At 74.3% G+C, this 18,882-nt stretch carries 15 protein-coding genes; 9 read left to right on the forward strand and 6 right to left on the reverse strand.

Features of this window, described 5'->3' with window-relative positions:
* Window positions 1-172: 172 nt before the first annotated feature.
* On the reverse strand, window positions 173-3,352 hold the full coding sequence (locus KZQ38_RS06170; protein ID WP_219439476.1) for an ATP-binding protein: 3,180 nt from the start codon (window positions 3,350-3,352) through the stop codon (window positions 173-175).
* Between the two features lie 106 nt (window positions 3,353-3,458).
* On the opposite strand from KZQ38_RS06170, the gene KZQ38_RS06175 reads away from it, so the two are divergent.
* The 5 genes from KZQ38_RS06175 to KZQ38_RS06195 all read left to right on the forward strand — a co-directional run bounded on the left by KZQ38_RS06175 (window position 3,459) and on the right by KZQ38_RS06195 (window position 10,647).
* Window positions 3,459-4,373 (forward strand): NAD(P)-dependent oxidoreductase, encoded by a 915-nt coding sequence (locus KZQ38_RS06175; RefSeq protein WP_372452214.1) that lies wholly within the window; start codon window positions 3,459-3,461, stop codon window positions 4,371-4,373.
* A gap of 27 nt (window positions 4,374-4,400) precedes the next feature.
* Window positions 4,401-5,909: an MFS transporter gene (locus KZQ38_RS06180; RefSeq protein ID WP_219439480.1), complete on the forward strand. Its 1,509-nt coding sequence runs from the start codon at window positions 4,401-4,403 to the stop codon at window positions 5,907-5,909.
* A 248-nt stretch (window positions 5,910-6,157) separates the two neighbouring features.
* The gene (locus KZQ38_RS06185) at window positions 6,158-8,269 is read left to right on the forward strand and encodes an AfsR/SARP family transcriptional regulator (protein ID WP_219439482.1); all 2,112 of its coding nucleotides are present in this window, start codon (window positions 6,158-6,160) and stop codon (window positions 8,267-8,269) included.
* A 609-nt stretch (window positions 8,270-8,878) separates the two neighbouring features.
* Entirely contained in the window at window positions 8,879-9,478 is a 600-nt protein-coding gene (locus tag KZQ38_RS06190) for a PadR family transcriptional regulator (protein ID WP_219439484.1), read from the forward strand.
* Window positions 9,475-10,647 (forward strand): FAD-dependent oxidoreductase, encoded by a 1,173-nt coding sequence (locus KZQ38_RS06195; RefSeq protein ID WP_219439486.1) that lies wholly within the window; start codon window positions 9,475-9,477, stop codon window positions 10,645-10,647. The genes KZQ38_RS06190 and KZQ38_RS06195 overlap by 4 nt, the downstream gene beginning before the upstream one ends.
* A 7-nt stretch (window positions 10,648-10,654) precedes the next feature.
* Here KZQ38_RS06195 and KZQ38_RS06200 read toward each other — a convergent pair whose 3' ends face one another.
* The 4 genes from KZQ38_RS06200 to KZQ38_RS06215 all read right to left on the reverse strand — a co-directional run bounded on the left by KZQ38_RS06200 (window position 10,655) and on the right by KZQ38_RS06215 (window position 15,664).
* Window positions 10,655-11,701 (reverse strand): VanZ family protein, encoded by a 1,047-nt coding sequence (locus KZQ38_RS06200; protein ID WP_219439488.1) that lies wholly within the window; start codon window positions 11,699-11,701, stop codon window positions 10,655-10,657.
* A gap of 47 nt (window positions 11,702-11,748) precedes the next feature.
* On the reverse strand, window positions 11,749-12,129 hold the full coding sequence (locus tag KZQ38_RS06205; protein ID WP_219439490.1) for a hypothetical protein: 381 nt from the start codon (window positions 12,127-12,129) through the stop codon (window positions 11,749-11,751).
* A 478-nt stretch (window positions 12,130-12,607) separates the two neighbouring features.
* On the reverse strand, window positions 12,608-13,285 hold the full coding sequence (locus KZQ38_RS36915; RefSeq protein WP_219439492.1) for a LysM peptidoglycan-binding domain-containing protein: 678 nt from the start codon (window positions 13,283-13,285) through the stop codon (window positions 12,608-12,610).
* A gap of 378 nt (window positions 13,286-13,663) precedes the next feature.
* Window positions 13,664-15,664, reverse strand: coding sequence for an MMPL family transporter (locus KZQ38_RS06215; RefSeq protein ID WP_219439494.1), 2,001 nt, complete (start codon window positions 15,662-15,664; stop codon window positions 13,664-13,666).
* Between the two features lie 76 nt (window positions 15,665-15,740).
* Here KZQ38_RS06215 and KZQ38_RS06220 point away from each other — a divergent pair, with 76 nt between their 5' ends.
* The 4 genes from KZQ38_RS06220 (at window position 15,741) to KZQ38_RS06235 (ending at window position 18,607) form a co-directional block, all read left to right on the forward strand.
* Window positions 15,741-16,232, forward strand: a complete 492-nt coding sequence (locus KZQ38_RS06220) for a MarR family transcriptional regulator (RefSeq protein WP_219439496.1) — start codon at window positions 15,741-15,743, stop codon at window positions 16,230-16,232.
* A 66-nt stretch (window positions 16,233-16,298) separates the two neighbouring features.
* The gene (locus tag KZQ38_RS06225; RefSeq protein WP_219439498.1) at window positions 16,299-17,549 is read left to right on the forward strand and encodes a toll/interleukin-1 receptor domain-containing protein; all 1,251 of its coding nucleotides are present in this window, start codon (window positions 16,299-16,301) and stop codon (window positions 17,547-17,549) included.
* 156 nt (window positions 17,550-17,705) lie between these two features.
* A complete protein-coding gene (locus tag KZQ38_RS06230) occupies window positions 17,706-18,044 on the forward strand; it encodes a DUF6292 family protein (protein ID WP_219439500.1) in 339 nt (112 codons plus the stop codon).
* A 260-nt stretch (window positions 18,045-18,304) separates the two neighbouring features.
* Window positions 18,305-18,607: a hypothetical protein gene (locus tag KZQ38_RS06235; protein ID WP_219439502.1), complete on the forward strand. Its 303-nt coding sequence runs from the start codon at window positions 18,305-18,307 to the stop codon at window positions 18,605-18,607.
* Window positions 18,608-18,611: 4 nt separating this feature from the next.
* Here the strand turns inward: KZQ38_RS06235 and KZQ38_RS06240 are convergent, their stop codons facing one another.
* Window positions 18,612-18,860: a DUF6480 family protein gene (locus tag KZQ38_RS06240; RefSeq protein ID WP_219439504.1), complete on the reverse strand. Its 249-nt coding sequence runs from the start codon at window positions 18,858-18,860 to the stop codon at window positions 18,612-18,614.
* Window positions 18,861-18,882: the final 22 nt, after the last annotated feature.

Genomic DNA, 18,882 nt, shown 5'->3' on the forward strand with positions numbered 1-18,882 from the left:
AAATCGCGCTCCGGGGTTTCGGCGCGCTGGGTGCAGATATATCCCAGGGCACCCTCCGCCGTGGTCATCGGCGGTTCACGGGCACGCCGAAGAATGGCCGGTGAGCGACCGATTACCGATCAGTGGAAATGCGCGGGAAAAGCCTCGTCCGGTTGCGGCGGGTAACTCGCGGTCACCGTTCGGTGAGCGCGTGGGCGCGTACCGGGTCGAGCGCGCGGCCCCGCGTGAAGTGCGCCTCGTACGCGTCGCCGAGCGCGGACCGCAGCACCGCCCCGATCCGCTCCACGTCGCCGCGCTCGGCGGGCGGCAGCGGCGCGCCGACCGCCTCCCGCGCGGCGGTCGCCGCGCCCAGCAGCCGCGCCGCCTCGGTCGACCGGCCCGCGATGGCCAGCGCGCCCGCCAACCCCTCCAGCGCGAGCGCCACGGACCGCGGGTCGCCGGTGGCCTTCGCCGCCGCGTAACCCTCCTGGTGCAGGGCGAGCGCGGTCTCGGCGTCACCGCGCTGCTCGGCGACGAAACCCAGCTCGGCCAGGATCAACGCCTCGCCCGCGTCGCCGTCGAGCTGGCGGCACCAGTCGAGCCAGCGCCGCAGGTGCGCCTCCGCCGCGTCGAGCCTGCCCTGCCGCCGCGCGCCGAGCCCCAAGCCGACCTCGGCGAACTGCTCGCCGAACGTGAAGCTCTGCTCCGCGGCCAACCGCATGGCGCGCTCGTGCAGCTCGCGGGCCTGGCCGTGGTCGCCGTCCAGCAACGCGATGCGGGCCAGCCCGGACAGCTTCGTGGACACCTCCGACCACAGGCCGAGCGTCTCGGCGATGCGCAACCCGTCGCGGTGCAACCGCACCGCGTGCTCGTAGTCGCCACGCACCTCGGCGAGCTGCGCGAGCGCGTCGGTCGCGAGGAGCCGGCCCCAGCCGTCGCCGACGTCCTGGAACAGGGCCGCGCTCTCCTCGCCGCACTGCCGCGTGGTGGCCAGGTCGCCACGCAGCACGGCCTGCGTGGCGAGCGCCGCCAGCGCCGCCGCCGTGCCCCACCGGTCGCCCAGCGCGCGGAACTCCGCCAGCGCCCGGTCGATGCGCTTCTCGCTGCTGTCCTGGTCGCCGAACCCGATCCGGGCGAAACCCAGGAACCAGCGCGCGGTGGCCCGCCCGACCGGTTCGGCGATCTCGTCGGCCAGCGCGTCGTAGTGCTCCAGCGGGTACCCCGCCTCGCCCGCGCGCAACTGGAAACCGGCCCGCCAGGCGAGGGCCTTCGCCCGCTCCGAGGGGTCCGCCTGGCCGGACACGTGCAGCGCCAGCGCGAACGAGCGGTTGGCCTCGCCGAGCCGCCCGCGCAGGAACCAGTACCAGGCCAGGCGGTTCACGATGCGCAACGCGAGGTCCGCGCGGCCCTGGCCCGCCGCCGTGTCCAGCGCGACCCGCAGGTTCGCCGCCTCCAGGTCCGTCAGCTCCAGCCAGCGCCGCTGGTCGGGACCACGCAGGTGGGACAACGCGCGGGCGGCGAACTCCGCGTGGTGCGCGGCGTGCCGGGCCCGCACCGCGTCCGCCTCGCCCGCCTCGCGCAACCGCTCCGCGCAGTACGCGGCCACCGACTCGGGCAGCCGGTACCGCCGCACGCCGCCCACGTCGGCGACACCCACCAGGCTGCGGTCCACCAGCCGCGCCACCAGGTCCAGCACGTCGGCGTGCGCCACGCCGCCACCCGCGCACACCTCCTCGGCCGCGTGCAGCGGGCACCCGCCGCTGAACACCGACAGCCGCCGCAACACCACCCGCTCGGGCTCGCCGAGCAGGTCCCAGCTCCAGTCGATCGCCGCGCGCAGCGTCTGCTGCCGGGCGGGCGCGCCGCGCTTGCCCTGGGTGAGCAGCGCGAACCGGTTCTCCAGGCGTGCGGCGACCTCGTGCACGCCCAGGGCGCGCACCCGGGTCGCGGCCAGCTCCAGCGCGAACGGGATGCCGTCCAGCCGGCGGCAGATCGAGCGCACCGCGTCGGCGGTCGAACCGTCCAGCGCGAAGTCCGGCGCGGCGGCGGTGGCGCGGGCGACGAACAGCTCCACCGCCGTGGACGGCCCGTCGTCGTCGGGCAGGGTCAGCGGCGGCACCGTCCACAGCCGCTCACCCGTGATGCCCAGCGGTTCCTGGCTGGTGGCCAGCACCCGCACGCCGGGCGCGGCCATCAGCAGCAGCTCCGCCACGTCCGCGACCCTGGCCACCACGTGCTCGCAGTTGTCCAGCACCAGCAGCAGCTGCTTGGTGCGCAGCGCGTCCGCGAGCCGGGTCGCGAGCGACACCGGCTTCGCGCCGCTCACCTCGTCCCGCACGCCGAGCACGGTCGCCACCAGGTCCACCACGCCCGCCTCGGACTCCAGCGTCGCCAGCTCCGCGAGCCACACCCCGTCCGGGTGCTGGTCGGCGACCTCCGCCGCGGCGGCCAGCGCGAGCCGCGTCTTGCCGACGCCGCCGATGCCGTTCAACGTCACCAGCCTGCTCGCGTCCAGCAGCGCCCGCACCTGCCCGATCGCCGCGTCCCGCCCGATCAGCGGGGTCAGCGCGGCGGGCAGGTTGGTCAGCGGGCGGGCCGCCGTGGTGATCGGCGTCGGGGTCGGCGCGAGGTGCGGGTCGCGCTCCAAGATCGCCTGCCGCAACGCCACCAGCTCCGCGCTCGGCTCCAGCCCCAGCTGCTCGGCCAGCGCCACCCGCAGGCGGTCGAAATCGGCCAGCGCCTCGCTCTGCCTGCCCGCGCCGTACAACGCACGCATGTGCGCGGCACGCAGCCGCTCCCGCAACGGGTGCCGGGCGAGCAGGTCGCCCAGCTCGCCCACCAGCAGCCGGTGCTCGCCCAGCCCGAGCATCACCTCGGCCCGGTCCTCCAGCGCGGTGAGCCGCTGCTCCTCCAGCCGCGCCACGACCGGGCGGGCGAACTCGGCGTCGGCGAAATCGGCCAGCGCCGGGCCGCGCCACAACGCCAGCGCGTCACCGAGCAGCGCCGCCCGCGCCCGCAGGTCCGCCGTGCCGTGGGACGCGGCGAGCAGCGCGGCGAACCGGCGCGCGTCCACGTCGTCGTCCCGCACGGCCAGCAGGTAACCCGGCGGGCGCGACACCACCAGCTCACCCGCGCCCGGTTCGGCGTCCTCCAGCGCCCGCCGCAGCTGCCACACCTTCGTGTGCAGCGCGCCGGTCGGGTTGCCCGGCGGCGAGTCGCCCCACAGGTCGTCCCCCAACCGGTCCGCCGAGACCGCCTCGCCCTCGTGCGCCAGCAGGTCCGCCAGCAGGGCGCGGGCCTTCGCGCCCGGCACCGGGACGACGCGGTCGTCCGCGGTCCAGACCGTGAGCGGACCCAGGATCCCGAAGCGCACGACGCAACCATATCGCCTGGACAGGCACCCTGAGGGCGTTGGCGAGCCCTCCTCGGCGGTACACCGAGAGCGCGTCGAGAGCCGATCGGGAGCGTGCTCGGCGAGGGTGTGGTGCGCAGTGCAGAGGAGGATGCGGATGACGGCGCACCACCGCGCCCCCGTGACGGTCATCGGGCTGGGGGCGATGGGTTCCGCGCTGACGCGGGCGCTCGTGGCCGCGGGACACCCCACGACGGTGTGGCACCGGCTGCCCGGCCCGGTCGACGAGCCGGTCGCGACGGGCGCCGTGCACGCCGCCACCCTGGTCGAGGCGGTCTCGGCGAGCCCGCTGGTCGTGGTGTGCGTGATGGACCACCGGGCGATGCGGGAGATCGTGAACTCGCTCGGCGACGCGCCCGCGGACCGGGTCGTCGTGAACCTCACCCCGGGTTCCGCCGAGGAGGCCCGGCAGACCGCGGAGTGGGTGGCCGCGCGTGGCGTCGCCTACCTGGACGGCGCGTTGCTCACCCCGCCCGCCGAGGTCGGCGGTGAGCAGGCGCTCGCCTTCTACGCCGGCCCCAAGCAGGTCTACCGGGAGCACGAGGCGACGTTGGCCGCGCTCGGCGGTTCCGCCACCTACCTCGGCGAGGACGTGGGGCTGCCCGCGTTGTACGAGGTGGCGTTGTGCGGCGTGCTGTGGAGCGCGTGGGCCGGGCTGCTGCACGCGCTGGCGCTGGTGTCGGCCGAACGCGTCGCCACCGCCGACTTCCTGCCGCACGCGACCCGCTGGCTGGAGCAGGTGGTCGCGCCGTGCGTGCCCGGCCTGACCGCCGACGTCGAGCGGCGCGACTACCCGGGCACCACGCTCGGGCGGGAGGCCGTGGCGATCGAGCGGCTGGTGGCGGCGAGCCGCGCGCGCGGCGTGGACGAGGGCCTGCCCGGCTACTTGCTCGCGCGGACCGAGCAGGCGATCCGGCACGGCCACGCGGGCGACGGGTTCGCGAGCCTCATCGAGGTGCTGCGGTCGCCGGCCGCCGAGTGAACTTCGCAACTGGGGAAAGGGAAGAGCATGGAGCGCACAGACCGCGCGGGCGCCCGGGAGTGGCTCGGGCTGGCCGTCCTCGCGCTGCCGACGCTGCTGCTGTCGGTGGACGCGACCGTCCTGTACCTGGCGCTGCCGCACCTGGGCGCCGACCTGCGCCCCACCGGCGCCGAGACGCTGTGGATCATCGACATCTACGGCTTCATGATCGCGGGCTTCCTGATCACCATGGGCACGCTCGGTGACCGGATCGGTCGCCGGCGGCTGCTCGTGGTGGGCGCGCTCGCGTTCGGCGCGGCGTCCGTGGCCGCCGCCTACGCGAGCGACCCGGCGGTGTTGATCGCGGCGCGGGCGCTGCTCGGCGTGGCGGGCGCGACGCTGATGCCGTCCACGCTCGCGCTGATCACCAACATGTTCCACGACGCCACGCAGCGCGGCGTGGCGATCGGCGTGTGGGCGGCGTGCTTCTCGGCCGGGGTGGCGGCGGGTCCGCTGATCGGCGGCGCGTTGCTGGAGCTGTTCTGGTGGGGTTCGGTGTTCCTGCTCGCCGTGCCGGTGATGGTGGTGCTGCTGGTCGCCGCGCCGCTGCTGCTGCCCGAGTCGCGCGACCCCGCGCCGGGCAGGCTCGACCTGGCGAGCGTCGCCCTGTCGCTGGCGGCGATCCTGCCGGTGATCTACGGCCTGAAGGCGGTCGCGGCCGACGGCGTCGGTCTCGTCGCCGCGGCGGCGATCGCGGTCGGGCTCGGGTTCGGCGCGTGGTTCGTGCGGCGGCAGCGGTCGCTGCCCGACCCGCTGCTGGACGTCCGGCTGTTCACGCGGCCCGCGTTCGCCGGCGCGCTGCTGGCGCTGCTGGTCGGCCTCGCGGTGGTGGGCGCGGTGTATCTGTTCGTCACCCAGTACCTCCAAATGGTCGCGGGCCTCTCACCGCTGGCGGCGGGGTTGTGGCTGCTGCCCTCGGCGGTGGCGATGATCGTCTCGTCGATGGTCGCGCCCGTGGTGGCCCGCCGGGTCGCGCCGGGTGTGCTGGTGGCCGTCGCGCTCGGCATCTCGGCCGTCGGGTACCTGCTGCTCGCGTTCGTGTCGGGGCCCGACGGGTTGGCGCTGGTGGTGACCGGTCTGGTGGTGGTGTACGCCGGTATCGGGCCGATGATGGCGCTGGGCACCGACCTGGTGGTGGGCGCCGCGCCCGCGGAGCGCGCGGGTTCGGCGGCGGCCATGTCGGAGACCAGCATGGAGTTCGGGTTGGCGCTGGGGGTGGCGGTGCTGGGCAGCGTGGGCACGGCCGTGTACCGGTCGGAATTGCCGCCGGGCACGCCGGCGGACGCCGTGGAATCGCTCGCCGGCGCGTTGGCCGTCGGCGGCGCGGATGTGGTCGCCGCGGCGCGGTCGGCGTTCACCAGCGGGTTGACCGCGGTGGGGGTGGTGAGCGCCGTCGCCACGGTGCTGGTCGCTTTCGCGACGTTGTTCCTGGTGCGCGTTCCCGCAGCGGGCACCGAAGAAATCACGCCGGCGGAAGGGCGGACATCTCGGGCATAACCGGCCGCTCACCCGGTTGGGCGATGAACCGCACTTCGCGGGCCGGCAGCCTCGTCGGCGGGTGCGCCGATCGGCCGCCGAGGGCACGGCCGCCGAGGATTGGACACCGAGCGTTGGACGTCGGGGAACCACGCGCCGAGGGATCGGCCGCACACCGCCCCGACCCGATTCGCCACTGATTCCGGTGGATTCGCGGATGTGCCGCCGGCGAGCCCCGGCGGCGCTCCGCCAGAACTGGGGGAGAGAAGATGGAGTTCCGATTACTGGGCCCGTTGGAAGTGCTGCACGAGGGCCGTCCCGTGGCCCTGGGCGGCATCAAGCAGCGCGCCACGCTCGGGTTCCTGTTGCTCAAGGCGAACCAGGTGGTGCCGACCAGTCGGCTGCTGGGTGCGCTGTGGCCGGGTGAGGACCCGCCCGCGTCGGCGCGCAAGATGCTCCAGAACGCCGTGTGGAGCCTGCGGGCGGCGTTGTCGGTGACCGAGGGGCCGGGTGCGCCCAAGCTGTCCACGCAGGCGCCCGGCTACGTGCTCCAGGTGGACCAGGAGCAGGTCGACCTGTTCCGGTTCCACCAGCGCGCCGAGCGCGGGCGGGCCGAGCGGTCCACACCGGAACTCGCGGCGAAGCTGCTGCGGGAGGCGCTCGGCACGTGGCGCGGCGCGGCGCTCGCCGACCTGGTGGAGAGCGGGATCTCCTGGCCGGAGCTGGCGGTGGTGGAGAACGCGCGGCTGGACGCGATGGAGGACTACTTCGACGCGGAGCTGGCGTGCGGCAGGCACCGGTCGGTGCTGGGCGTGCTGGAGGCGATGGTCGAGGCCGAGCGGTTGCGCGAGCGGTCCTGCGGCCAGCTGATGCTGGCCCTGTACCGGTGCGGGCGGCACGCGGACGCGCTCACCGTCTACAGCAGGCTGCGCACGTCCCTGGTGGAGGACCTGGGCCTGGAGCCGGGGCCCGGGTTGCAGAAGCTCCAGCACGCGATCCTCACCCACGACCCGGCGCTCGCGGTCGCGCCGGCGCGGGAGGAGGCCGAGGTGCCGCGGTTGCGGTCGGTGGAGCCCATCCCCGTGCCGCGGGCGGGCGTGCGGCGGCGGCACCTGACGGTGGCGCTGGTGCGGGTCCGGCCGGCGACGGGTGACGCCGATCCGGCCGAAGTGGACCACGCGCTCGCGGCGGTGACCGCGATGGTGCGGTCCGGCATAGAGGAGCTGGGCGGCACCGTCGCCACGTCCATCGGGTCGGCGTCGCTGGCGTTGTTCGGCGGCCCGTTCGCGCGGGGCGGCGACGAGGAGCGGGCCGTGCGGGCGGCGTTGGCGTTGCGGGACTGCTTCGCCGACGGCATCGGCCGCAGCCTCGTGGTGCGCATCGCGGTCGTGACCGGCGAGGCGCTGGTGCTGACCGAGCCGGGCGCGCCGCCCACCGTCACCGGGACCCTGGTGGACGAGTGCCAGCACGTGCTGTCGGCCGTGCCGGAGGGTGCGGTGTGGATCTGCTCGCGGACCCGTGAGCTGACCGGTGGCGCGTTCCACGGGGCGGAGGCGGTGAACGGGGCGTGGGAGATCTCCGGCGCCGCCGGGCAGGTCGACGAGCACGACAGCGAACTCGCCGTCGTGCGCGGGTTCCTGGACCGCGCGCTGCGCCGCGACACGCCGCACCTGGTGACGTTGCTGGGTGAGGCGGACGCGTTCCTGGAGCGGTTCGGCGGGTTGGTCGACGGGCCGCGGCTGGTGTGCGGTCGGGTCGTGGCGGGCGATCCGCTGCGCGTGGTGACCGACGTGCTGGCCGGGTACTGCGGTGTGCGGCCGGACGACGTGGGCGGGTTGCGCGGCAAGCTGGGCGCCGCGCTGCGCGCCATCGGGCCCGCCGAGGCGGACGACCTGCTGCCGAGGCTGGCGCCGGACACGCGGGCCGACCACGCCGACGTGGCCGGCGCGTGGCGGCGGTTCCTGGAGCTGGCGGCCCAGGACCGGCCGTTGGTCGTGGTGCTGCGGGACGTGCACCTGGCCGGCGAGGAGGTGTTGGACGCCGTGGAGACCCTGGCCGACTCGTCCCGGCCGGTGCCGTTGCTGGTCGTGGTGGCGGCGAAGCCGGCGTTGCTCGACCGGAGGCCGAGCTGGGGTGGCGGCAAGCCGCACGCCGCGTCGATCACCCTGGATCCCCCGCGGGACGGGACGGCGGACCGCCTGCGCCGCCTGGTGCTGTCCACGGCGGACCGGGGCGCGTTGTTCGGCGCGGAGGAAGGCGAACCGGCCGGCAGATGGCCCACCCGTGAGCCCGCGCGGCGGAAGTCGTTGTGGCGAGACGAATCCTGGCGGCCGAGGGTGGTGAAACTGCCGAAGCTCTCCGCCGGGGCCAACCGAGCCTGACCCCCGGTGGACCGGACGCGCGCCCGCCGCCCGCGTACCGGTCCACCCCAATGCCCGGCACCCCGCCCACACCGCACTCCTCAGACCACTCCACCCGTCCCCCTCGGCCCGGCACGCCTCCCCCGCACGTCGCCCCCGCGCCTCCCCCGCGCCTCCCCCGCGCGCCTCCCCCGCGCGCCTCCCCCGCGCGCCTCCCCCGCGCGCCTCCCCCGCGCGTCGCCCCCGGCACGTCGCCGGGACTGCCCCGGCACACCGCGCCACCTCCTCGGCTCGCACTCCGCACAGGCATCGGCCGTCCACGCCCCGCCACTCCCCCCGCCACTCCCCCCGCCGGCCGCCCCCACCGGCACCCGGCCCGTTCGCGCTTGGCGCGCCACCCGCGCCCCGCCCCCGCGCGTCGCCCTGTCGCTCGCCGGCTTCGAGCCCTCGCCGCGGCAGGCCGCGCCGTCCGTCCCCGCGCCCCGCACCGGGCACCTCGCAAGCGCGGTGGCAGGGTCTTCCGCAGTTCGTCGCCGCACGCACCCGAACACCGGGCCTCGTTCGGCGACCCATAGTTGACACTGACTAGTCAGACATGGATAGTCAGTAATGACTACAGGAGGACGAGGGATGGCGGGCAAGCGCAAGGTCGGCAACCTGCTGGCGCTGGCCGTGCTGAGCTACCTGGTGCGGCAGCCGGCGCACCCCTACGAGTTGAGCCGGATGCTGCGCGAGCACGGCGACGACCGCAGCATCAAGTTCACCCACGGCTCGCTCTACATGGTGGTCGGCCAGCTCGCGAAGGCCGGTTTCATCACCGAGCACGAGACCTCGCGCGACGGCCAACGGCCCGAGCGCACCGTCTACGCGCTCACCCCGGCCGGTCGGGCGGAGTTGCGGGACTGGATGCGTGAACTGGTCGCCGAACCCCGGCACGAGTACCCGCACTTCGTGGCGGCGCTGTCGTTGATCGGCGCGCTGCACCCGGACGAGGTGGTGGGCCTGCTCCACGACCGGCTCACCCGGCTCGCCCGGCAACGCGTCGAGATCCGGGACCTGCTCGACGGCACCGACGTCCACCCGCTCTTCCTGGTCGAAGAGGAGTACCGACTGGCCCTGCTCGACGCCGAGACGGCGTTCGTGCGCGGCTTCATCGACCGGATCGAGGACCCGGCGACCGGCTGGGGGCCGCTGTGGGCCGGGTTCCACGAACCACAGGAGGGGACATGAGAGCACTGGTGATCGGCGGCGGCATCGGGGGGCCGGTGGCCGCGATGGCGTTGCGGCAGGCGGGGATCGAGGCGGTCGTGCACGAGGCGTACGACCGCACCGCGGAAGGGGTCGGCGGCGCGTTGAGCATCGCGCCGAACGGGCTCGCGGCGCTCGCGGTCGTCGGGCTGGACGACGCGGTGCGCGCGATCGGCTCGCCCATCACGTCCATGGCGATGCGCAGTTGGACCGGCAAGACGCTCGGTGCCTTCCGCAGCGACCCGCCGCAGCTGATGGTGTGGCGTGCCGACCTGTACCGGGTGCTGCACGAGGAGGCCGCGCGGCGCGGCGTGGAAACGCTGCTGGGCAAGCGTTTCGTGGGCGCGCGGTCGACCGGTGGCGGCGTGGTGGCCGAGTTCGCGGACGGCACGGCGGCGACCGGTGACGTGCTGATCGGCGCGGACGGCATCAGGTCCGCCGTGCGGGGCGTCATCGACCCCGCCGCGCCACGACCCCGGCACGCGGGTCTGCTCGGCTTCGGCGCACGCGTCGAGCACAGCGGGCTGCCGTCCACCGGGGGCCGGATGGACCTGGTGTTCGGCAAGCGCGCGTTCTTCGGCTACCAGGTGCTGGACGACTCGTCCGGCGGCTGGTTCGCGAACCTCCCGCACCGCACCCCGATGACCGCCGCCGAGGCGCGGGCCACCGACTCGCGGGAGTGGCTGCGGGTGTTGCGCGAGGCGTTCGCCGGTGACCGCGTGCCGGCCCTGGCCATGATCGACCGGGTGGCGCCGGAGGACCTGGTGGTGACCGGGTCGCTGGAGGACATCCCGTCCGTGCCGGTGTGGAGCCGGGACCGGGTGGTGTTGATCGGCGACGCGGCGCACGCCACGTCGCCGAGTTCCGGGCAGGGCGCCTCGCTCGCGGTGGAGAGCGCCGTCGAGTTGGCGAAGTGCTTGCGGGACTTGCCTTATCCGGAGGCGTTCGCCGCGTACGAGCGGCTGCGGCGCGCGCGGGTGGAGCGGATCATCGCCATGGCGGCCCGCACCAACCAGGACAAGGCGGCCGGCCCCGTCGCCCGCGTCTTCCGCGACCTGCTGATGCCGGTGGCGATGAAGTTCGCCAAGCCGGACCGCTTCACGTGGCAGTTCGAGCACCGCATCGACTGGGACGCGCCGGTCGCCGCGTAACGCCCCCTCACCTCTCGGCCGGCGCGGGTGGCCGGTCCGGGGCCGGGTCGGTCAGGGCCGCCCGGGTGGTGGTCCTGGTCGCCGACAGGAGGCCGAGGAGGCTGCGCCGGTCCTCGGTGAACCGGGCCAGCAGGCCGATCGCGAGCGCGGCCAGGAGCAGCAACCCGGTGTGCCCGGACAACGCCAGCCACAGGACCGGCAGCCACCAGAGCACGAACCGCACCAGCACCGACCAGCGCCTCGCCGGTCCGCCGCGGGTGCGTTGCAGGGCCAGGTTGAAGACGAACTGACCCGGCGTGGCCCGGTCGGCGCGCACCGTGGGCAGCACGAGGGTGTAGCCGGTCGTCACGGCCACCGCGAGGGCGGTGGTGAAGCGCCCGTCCGTCGTCCACGCCCGCGTTGTCGCACCGGCCAGCGCGAGCACGGCCAGCACCGTGAACCGGGTCAGCTCGATCACCAGCAGGTCACCCGCGAACGCCAGCCCGCGGCGGATCAGGCCCGGTGGCGCGGTGTCCGCCACCGGCGCGGCCGTCGCGGGCGGGAGCACGCGGGTCAGCGGCTTGGACAGCAGCCAGCCCACGAGCGCGCCCGCGGTGTTGGTCATGACGTCGTCCACGTCGGCCAGCCGGTACGGGCACGGGTAGAGGCCGAACAACGCCGTGCCCTGCGTGACCTCGACCGCGACCGACGTCAGCAGACCGATCCCGACCGCCGCGAGCAGTGGTTCGCGGAAGCGGTACCCGGCCAGGAAACCCAGTGGCAGGAACAGGACCACGTTCAACGCCAGCTGCCACACCGCCGGGCCGCCGTCGCGCGCGACGTCGTTCAGCGATTCGAGCGGTTGGAGCTGCCAGTAGTCCAGCAGCCGCCGCTTGGTGCAGAAGTCGCTGTCCACCACCGGCAACGGGAACAGGGTGAACGCCACCAGCCCGCACCCGTACAGCACACCCGCCGCCGCCACGAACGCCGACCAGCCGCGCAGCCTGCCGAACCGCCGGTACTGGACGTGCACCCACGGCAGCACCGCGAGCGGCACCACCAGCGCGAACAGCACTAACGCGATGATCGACTCAGTCAGTCGCACCGACATGGACACGGCCGTCAGACCACCACCCGACGACGACGACCCACGGCGAGGGCCGCCCCGGCGGCCACCACGAGCACCACCACGACCACCACCGGCCACCACGGCATGGAGGTGCGCTCGGCCACCGGGTCGGTCGGGACCAGCGGATCGGAACTCGGCGAGCACACCACCGCCCACGACTCGCCGCCCTGGTGGGCGCACGCGGGACTCGCCGGCCGGCCTCCGCCACCCGCGGGAGGCTCGACCACCACCCGCGCACCGGAACCGCCCCCCTCCACCGGATCGGCCGCCAACCACGCGGTACCTGCCGGTGGCCGGCTGTCCTGTTCGGCGGCGGGCGGCTCGTGCACAGCGGGGGTCGGCCCGGCGGCATGTGCGTGATCGGGAGAGGTCAACGGATCTCCTGTCACCGCGGTGCCCCCGTCTCAGGAATCCGGCTCGACGGACCCCGCCACCACCGACACTCCACAACGGACAGTCGTGTGCCGCGCAGGGGTCGGCGCACCGGTGGCGCACCTCTCGCGGCGACCGACCGCCGACCGGGAGGAGTGCGAGCGGCAGGGCGGGATTCCCCCCGGCCGAACAGCGGGGGTGGCGGGTGGTCGCGGGCGCGCCGACCGGACAACAGGGCGGACGACGGCGAACCGTGGGCGAGCGGGGACGGGTGGGGTGCCGGTGTCGTCGGGGAGGACATCGTGCTCCTTCGGGGACGGAGGTGCGTTCGAGATCAAGCTAGGCCGCACCACCGACAATCCATTCGACAGCCCCGGAGAGGTTCACCTGAAGGAGTGGCATCGGACCGCGTGGTCCCTTGTGGACAGCGGACCGCGCGGCCACCGGGGGTTTCCCGGACGGCCGCGCGGCGCGTCGTGGCTAGCGGACGTTCTGCACGCGGGTCTGCGGCTTCTCCTCCTCCGCCTTCTCCACGCCCGTGCGGATCCGGTGCCCCGGCATGATGAGGTCCGGGTTGGTCAGGTGCTCGGGGTTGAGCGCGACCAACGCGGGCCACCCGCCGGGGATGTTCCGCGCCGCGGCGATGGTCGTCAGCGTGTCGCCTTCCTGGATGGTGTAGTCACCGACCGGGTTGTCGGTCGACGGCGGCGGTGGCGGTGGCAGCGGTGCGACGGGCGCCGTGTGGACGACGCGGCTCTGGACACGGGTGCCGCTGCCCGGACGGGGTGGGCTGGGCGGTCGGACGGAGCCCCCACCACGCGCGCAGTTGGGCCACGCGCCGGGCCCCTGGCTCTCCAGCACGTTCTCCGCGACCCGGATCTGTTCTTCACGTGTGGCCTCGTGCGGCATCCCTTCGCCGCCGTTCGCACGCCAGGTGCCCGGGGCGAACTGAAGGCCGCCGTAGTAGCCGTTCCCGGTGCTGATGGACCAGTCGCCGCCCGACTCGCAACGGGCGACCGCGTCCCAGTCCAGCCCCGGCTCCGCGGTCGCCGCGCCGCTCGCCACGCCGAGCAGGCACGCGGTCGCGGCGGTGAGCACCGCCGCACGTCCGATGATGTGGTCCCTGCCGTGTTCGGTGTTGCCTCCGTGATAGCCCATCAGGTTTCCCGCCCGCCGCCGCACCGCGCCGTGACCCGGCCCGCGTGCGCGGACCGGCGGCCCCTGTCCGACGGCCGCGTCCTTCCGTGAGGTGACGCCTGGTCCGGCAGGCCGGCGGACAGAGCAGGTGCCCGACCTCCCGTTGGTGCTCGCGCCCGGTCTCGAACCGGTCACGAGCGGACCATAGGAAGGGAATGGCGGAACGGCGCGCTGAACACCGGGGAAGTCCACTCGAAACGGTGATCTCCTCAAGGCGCACGACTTCCGCGGTCCGGCCACGTCGAACGGGGTGCGGGCAACCCGGACCGCCGCGGTCGCCGCCGCTCGATCAACCACTCGATCGGTTCCTGATCGGCCGGGCCGGGTTTAGCCGACCCGTCACTCCCCGCGGCGGGACAGGCGCGACGGCCACCAGATCCGGCGGCCGATGTCCACCGCCAGCGCGGGCACCAGCAGCGACCGGACGACGAAGGTGTCCAGCAGCACGCCGAACGCCACGATGAACGCGATCTGCGCCAGGAACAGGATCGGCAGCACGGCCAGCGCCGAGAACGTGGCCGCCAGCACCACACCCGCCGACGTGATCACGCCACCGGTGACGGTCAGCCCGCGCAGCACGCCTTCACGCGCGCCCAGTTCACGCGTCTCCTCGCGGACACGGGTCATCAGGAAGATGTTGTAGTCGATGCCCAGGGCCACCAGGAACACGAACCCGAACAACGGCACCACGGGATCCGCGCCGGGGAAGTCGAAGATGCCGTTGAAGACCAGCGCCGACACGCCCATCGTCGCGCCGAACGACAGCACGACGGTGGCGATCAGCAGCAGCGGCGCGAGCAGGGACCTCAGCAGCAGCGCCAGCACGAGGAAGATCACCACCAGCACGATCGGGATGATCACCGCCCGGTCCCGCTCGGACGTGCGCTGCGTGTCGAGCTGGGTGGCGGTCGGGCCGCCGACGAGCGCGTCCGCGTCCGGCACGGCCCGCACGGCGGTCCGCAGGCGCTCCACGGTGGCGACGGCGGCCTCCGAGTCCGCCGCGTCGGCCAGCACCACGTCGATCCGCGCGAGGCCGTCCGCCTCGCCCCGGCGCTCCACAGTGGACGTCCCGGGCACCGCGGCGGCCCGCGCCACGGCGTCGGCCTGCGGCGCGCGGGCCAGGACGACGGCGGGCGAGCCGCTGCCGCCGGGGAAGTGCCGGGACAGCAGCCGCTGGCCCGCGACGGAGTCCACCTCGCCGAGGAACACGTCCGACGCGGCCGTCCCGGACGCCTTGAGCTGCGGCACGAACGCCACGCCGACCAGCAGCACCAGGGCCGTCACCACCCAGGTCGCGCGTGGTCGGGCGGCGATCAGCCGCGCCACCCGACCCCACCCGCCGCTCGCCTCCGGGTGCGGCGAGCCGAGCGCGGGGCGACGCGGCCAGAACGCGGCGCGGCCCAGCAGGACCAGCACGGCGGGCAGGAACGTGAGGGACGCCAGCAGCGCCGCGCCGATGCCGATGGCGGCGACGGGGCCGAGGCCCTTGTTCGAGTTCAGGTCGCTGAACAGCAGGCACAGCACGCCGAGCACGACGGTGCCCGCGCTCGCGGTGATCGGTTCGACGGTGCCGCGCCACGCCAGGCGCATGGCCTCGAACCGGTCCCCGGTGTCGCGCAGCTGCTCGCGGTACCGGGACACCAGCAGCAGGGCGTAGTCGGTGGCCGCGCCGAACACCAGGATGGACAGGATGCCCTGGCTCTGGCCGTTGAGGTCGATCACCTGGCGGTCGGCCAGCAGGTACACGGCGAGGCTGGCCGTGCCCAGCGCGAACACGCCCGACAGCAGCACGACCAGCGGCAGCAGCGGGCTGCGGTAGACCAGGACCAGGATGACCGCCACGACCGCGCCCGCGACCAGCAGCAGGATGCCGTCGATGCCGCCGAACGCGGCCTTGAGGTCGGCGACCTGCGCGGCGGGCCCGGTGACCAGGGCGGTAAGGCCGGCCGGCGGGTCGGCGAGGCGCTCACGCAGCAGGACCACCTCGGCGGCGGGGTCGGCGGCGTCCACCGCGACGACGACCTGCGCGGCCTGGTCGTCCTGGCGCGACGGGAGGACCGGTGACGCCTGGCCGGGGTAGTCGATGCCGGCCAGCCACGCCCGGTCGGCGTCCGTCATGCCGGATTCGCGCTCGGCGACGACGATGGCGGGGAGGCTGCGCTGGTCGCCGAACGACCGCAGCCGCTCGGCCACCTCGGTGGCCTCGGCGGAGGCGGGCAGGAACGCGGTGTTGTCGTTGACGGCGACCTGGCTCAGCTTCCCGGTGTACGGGCCGGCGAACCCGCCCAGGGCCAACCAGGCGACCGCGATCAGGGCGGGGAGGATCAGGCGGGCGCGCACGGGAGAATGACCTCCGGAGGGCTACGTTCTTCGATGATCTGATAGTTCGATCATCGAAATACTAACCGGAGGGCGGATGGTCGACAACGCGACACTGGTCCGGCTGCTGCGCCAGCTGCTGGTGGAGTCGGACCACTTCGTTGGGATGTTCGGCGACGCCCACGGGATGCACCGCACCGACCTCAACGCGCTCGCCCTGATCATGGACGCGCGGTGGCGCGGCGAACCCCTGTCACCGGGCAAGCTGGCCGAGGCGATGCACCTGAGCGCGTCGGCGACCACGTCCGTGCTGGACCGGCTGGAGGCGTCCGGCCACGTGGAACGCGCCCGCAGCACCCGCGACCGGCGCAAGGTCGAGCTGCGCATGTCGGACAAGGCCATGGAGTTCGGCAAGTTGTTCTTCGCGCCGCTGAGCACCGCCTACAGCGCGGCGTGGGAGGGGTTCACCGACGTCGAGCGGGACGCGATCGCGCGGTTCCTCGCCGCCAGCGTTCACGCGACCGTGGCGGTGCGCGGCGAGTTCGCCCAGCGGCGGGGCGGGACGACCCAAAGCCCGCCGCACCGCTGATCTGCGGACCGGGTGCGGGCGGACGTCCCTAGGGTCGGACGGACCGCGAGGACTCGGGGGTGGGCTGTGCGGGCACGGCGCTACTGGGCGTTCATCTCCTACTCCCGGGCGGACGCGGACCGCGCCGCGGCGGTGCACCGCCGGTTGGAGCGGTTCGTCGTCCCGCGCCGCGCCCGCGGCCTGGTGGACCCGCGCGGACCGGGCGCGCGGCGGGTCCGGCCGGTGTTCCGGGACGTGGACGAGATGGTCGCCGCCGGCCGGTTGACGCGGCGGTTGACCGACGCGATCGAGGACTCCGTCGCGATGGTGCTGGTGGCGTCACCGGCCTCGGCCGCCTCCCGGTACGTCGACCTGGAGGTCCGGCACTTCCTCGCCACGCACGGGGAGGACCGGTTGGTGATCCTGGCGGTGCACGACGGGACCGACCACCCGCCGCTGCCACCCGGCATGGCGGGGATCGAGGAACCGGTGTGGGTCGACCTGCGTGGTGGCGCGCGACTCGGGCAGCGGGACCTGGTCCGCGTCGCGGCGACGGTGGTCGGGGTCGCGTTCGACGAGCTGTGGCGCAGGCACGTGCGCCGGATGCGCAAGCTGGTCGCCCTGTGGTGCGCGGCGGCGGTGGTCGCGGCCACCGTGGTCGGATACTCCGCCTGGCAGGCCCGGACCGCCGCGGCACGCAGCCCGGAGCAGCAGCGCGCGCAGTTCCTGGAGTGGTACCAGCGGGACCGCTCGGTGCCCGAGGTGACCCGTCCCTTCGAGCTGGACGTCGTCCGGGTCGACGACCTGGACAACGACGGGCTGATGGACTTCTTCGTGGTCAACCGGACGCCCGAGTTCTGCGGGTCCGGCGGTTGCCTGCTGGAGGTGTTCCTGACCACCGCGCCCGGCCGGTACGCGCCGGTCCTCCAGCAGTTGGGCGGTTCGGACCCGCGGGTCCGCCCCGCGGCGAACGGCGCCAAGGAGATCATCACCGTCGACAACTTCGTCAGCCGCGAACCCCTCTACTCCGTGCACGCGCTGCGAGGTCAGGCGTTCGCGCTCGACCACTACGAGTTCTGCGACGGCGTCATCTTCGAGATGTGCCAGCCGACGGTCATCTCCCCCGTCTCCGCTCCGGGCCGGGTGGCCGGCGGCACGGCGTTCCGGGAACGACCCGACCCGTCCGGGAGGGAGGTGACGGTGGGCGCCGGGCAGACCGTGGACGGCGGGTCGTGGGACCCCACCGTGATCGGCGCGGTCGAGGGCGTCGAGTGGTACCTGGCGGAGATATGGAAGGGCTACTGCGGTTTCGTGCCGAAGAACGCCGTCGGGCGCTGAGCCCCGCCGTCCCCAGTGGACACGGCGGGGTGACGGGGCCGCCACATCCGGTGAATCCGCGGCCGGCCGGTTTCAACCCCGGCGGGCCGGGGTAACCACGCGGAGCGTCAAAGAGGCGGCGCGGTGCGTCGGTCGGGTGGAAGAGGGCGGTTGAGGATGGATCTGGATTTCGACGACGTCGCGGCGAGGTCGCTCCGGGAGTACGTCCGACGCGTCACCGCGGCGCTGGGGTTGAACGGTGAGTCCTCGTACGTGGACACCGGGTCACCGTTGAGCGCGTACCTCGCCCTGGACGGCCACCTGCCCGAACGGCCCGGCCGTGACGTCGCGCTGCTCTGGGACGAGCTGCACGGGTGGTCCGCCGCCGTGGAGACGGACGGCGGGACCGACCTGGTCCCGCACGCGCGCCTCGAAGGCGACATCCAGCCGCCGCCGCACGTCGTGGCGGCCTGGGCGCGGTCGGTGCTCGGGGCCGAACGCAGCGCCGCCGCGTGACCCGGGGCACCCGGCCGAGAACCGGGTGCTGTCGACGCGAACACGCGTTCCCGACCGGCTGACCCGGTTGCCGCGGCATCCCGCTCGCTGATCCGCCAACGGGGTCGACCCGCGCACGAATCGCGCTGCCGCGTGCGACGGTGGAGCGAGCGTCGCCACACGCGATCGACCGGCGGTGCGGGCCGCGCCGTACGACCGCAGCACCGCGGCCCCGATCTCGGCCTGATCGAGGAAGAGCACGTCACGCACTACGAATCCTCGTGGACCCCGGCGAGACGTGGTGGGAGCGGCTGGACGCCCAGATCGACCTGACCACCCTGGGCACCGGCTACGTCCAGGAGGCCCACGAGCGGTTCGAGGCCGTGCAGGACGCGCTCATGGGCGGTGAAGCGCCGCCGAGCGAGCGGGTCGTCGACCTGCACCGCGCGGAGCGCACCGCGCCCACCCACCCGCACCCCGGTGCGGAATCCACCACCGCGAACCTGGCGGCGGGGCCGGTGGCCACCCTGTTCGACCGCGTCAAGGACGCCGTGCGGGCGGCCGTCCCCGACGACCGGAGGTGACGGTTCACAGGCGCAGCCAGCCCACGAGTTGGGCGATGACGAACGCCACCACCAGCAGGGTCGCCACGCCGATCGCGATGAACGTGATGATCGGCGCCTTGCGCGACGGCATCGGTTGCGGGTGGGACAGGCCGGACGTCTGACCGGAGTCGGGAGGGGTGTCGCCCGGCGCGACACCACCGCCCGGCTCCAGACCCGGCGTGCGGGCCGGGTCCGGGTCGGGCGGCGTGTCGCGCGGCTCGGGTGTGGTCATGCGTCCCGAGTACCCGGCACGG

Origin of the sequence: Saccharothrix obliqua, from assembly GCF_019375475.1 — a bacterium.
Lineage (GTDB): Bacteria > Actinomycetota > Actinomycetes > Mycobacteriales > Pseudonocardiaceae > Actinosynnema > Actinosynnema obliqua.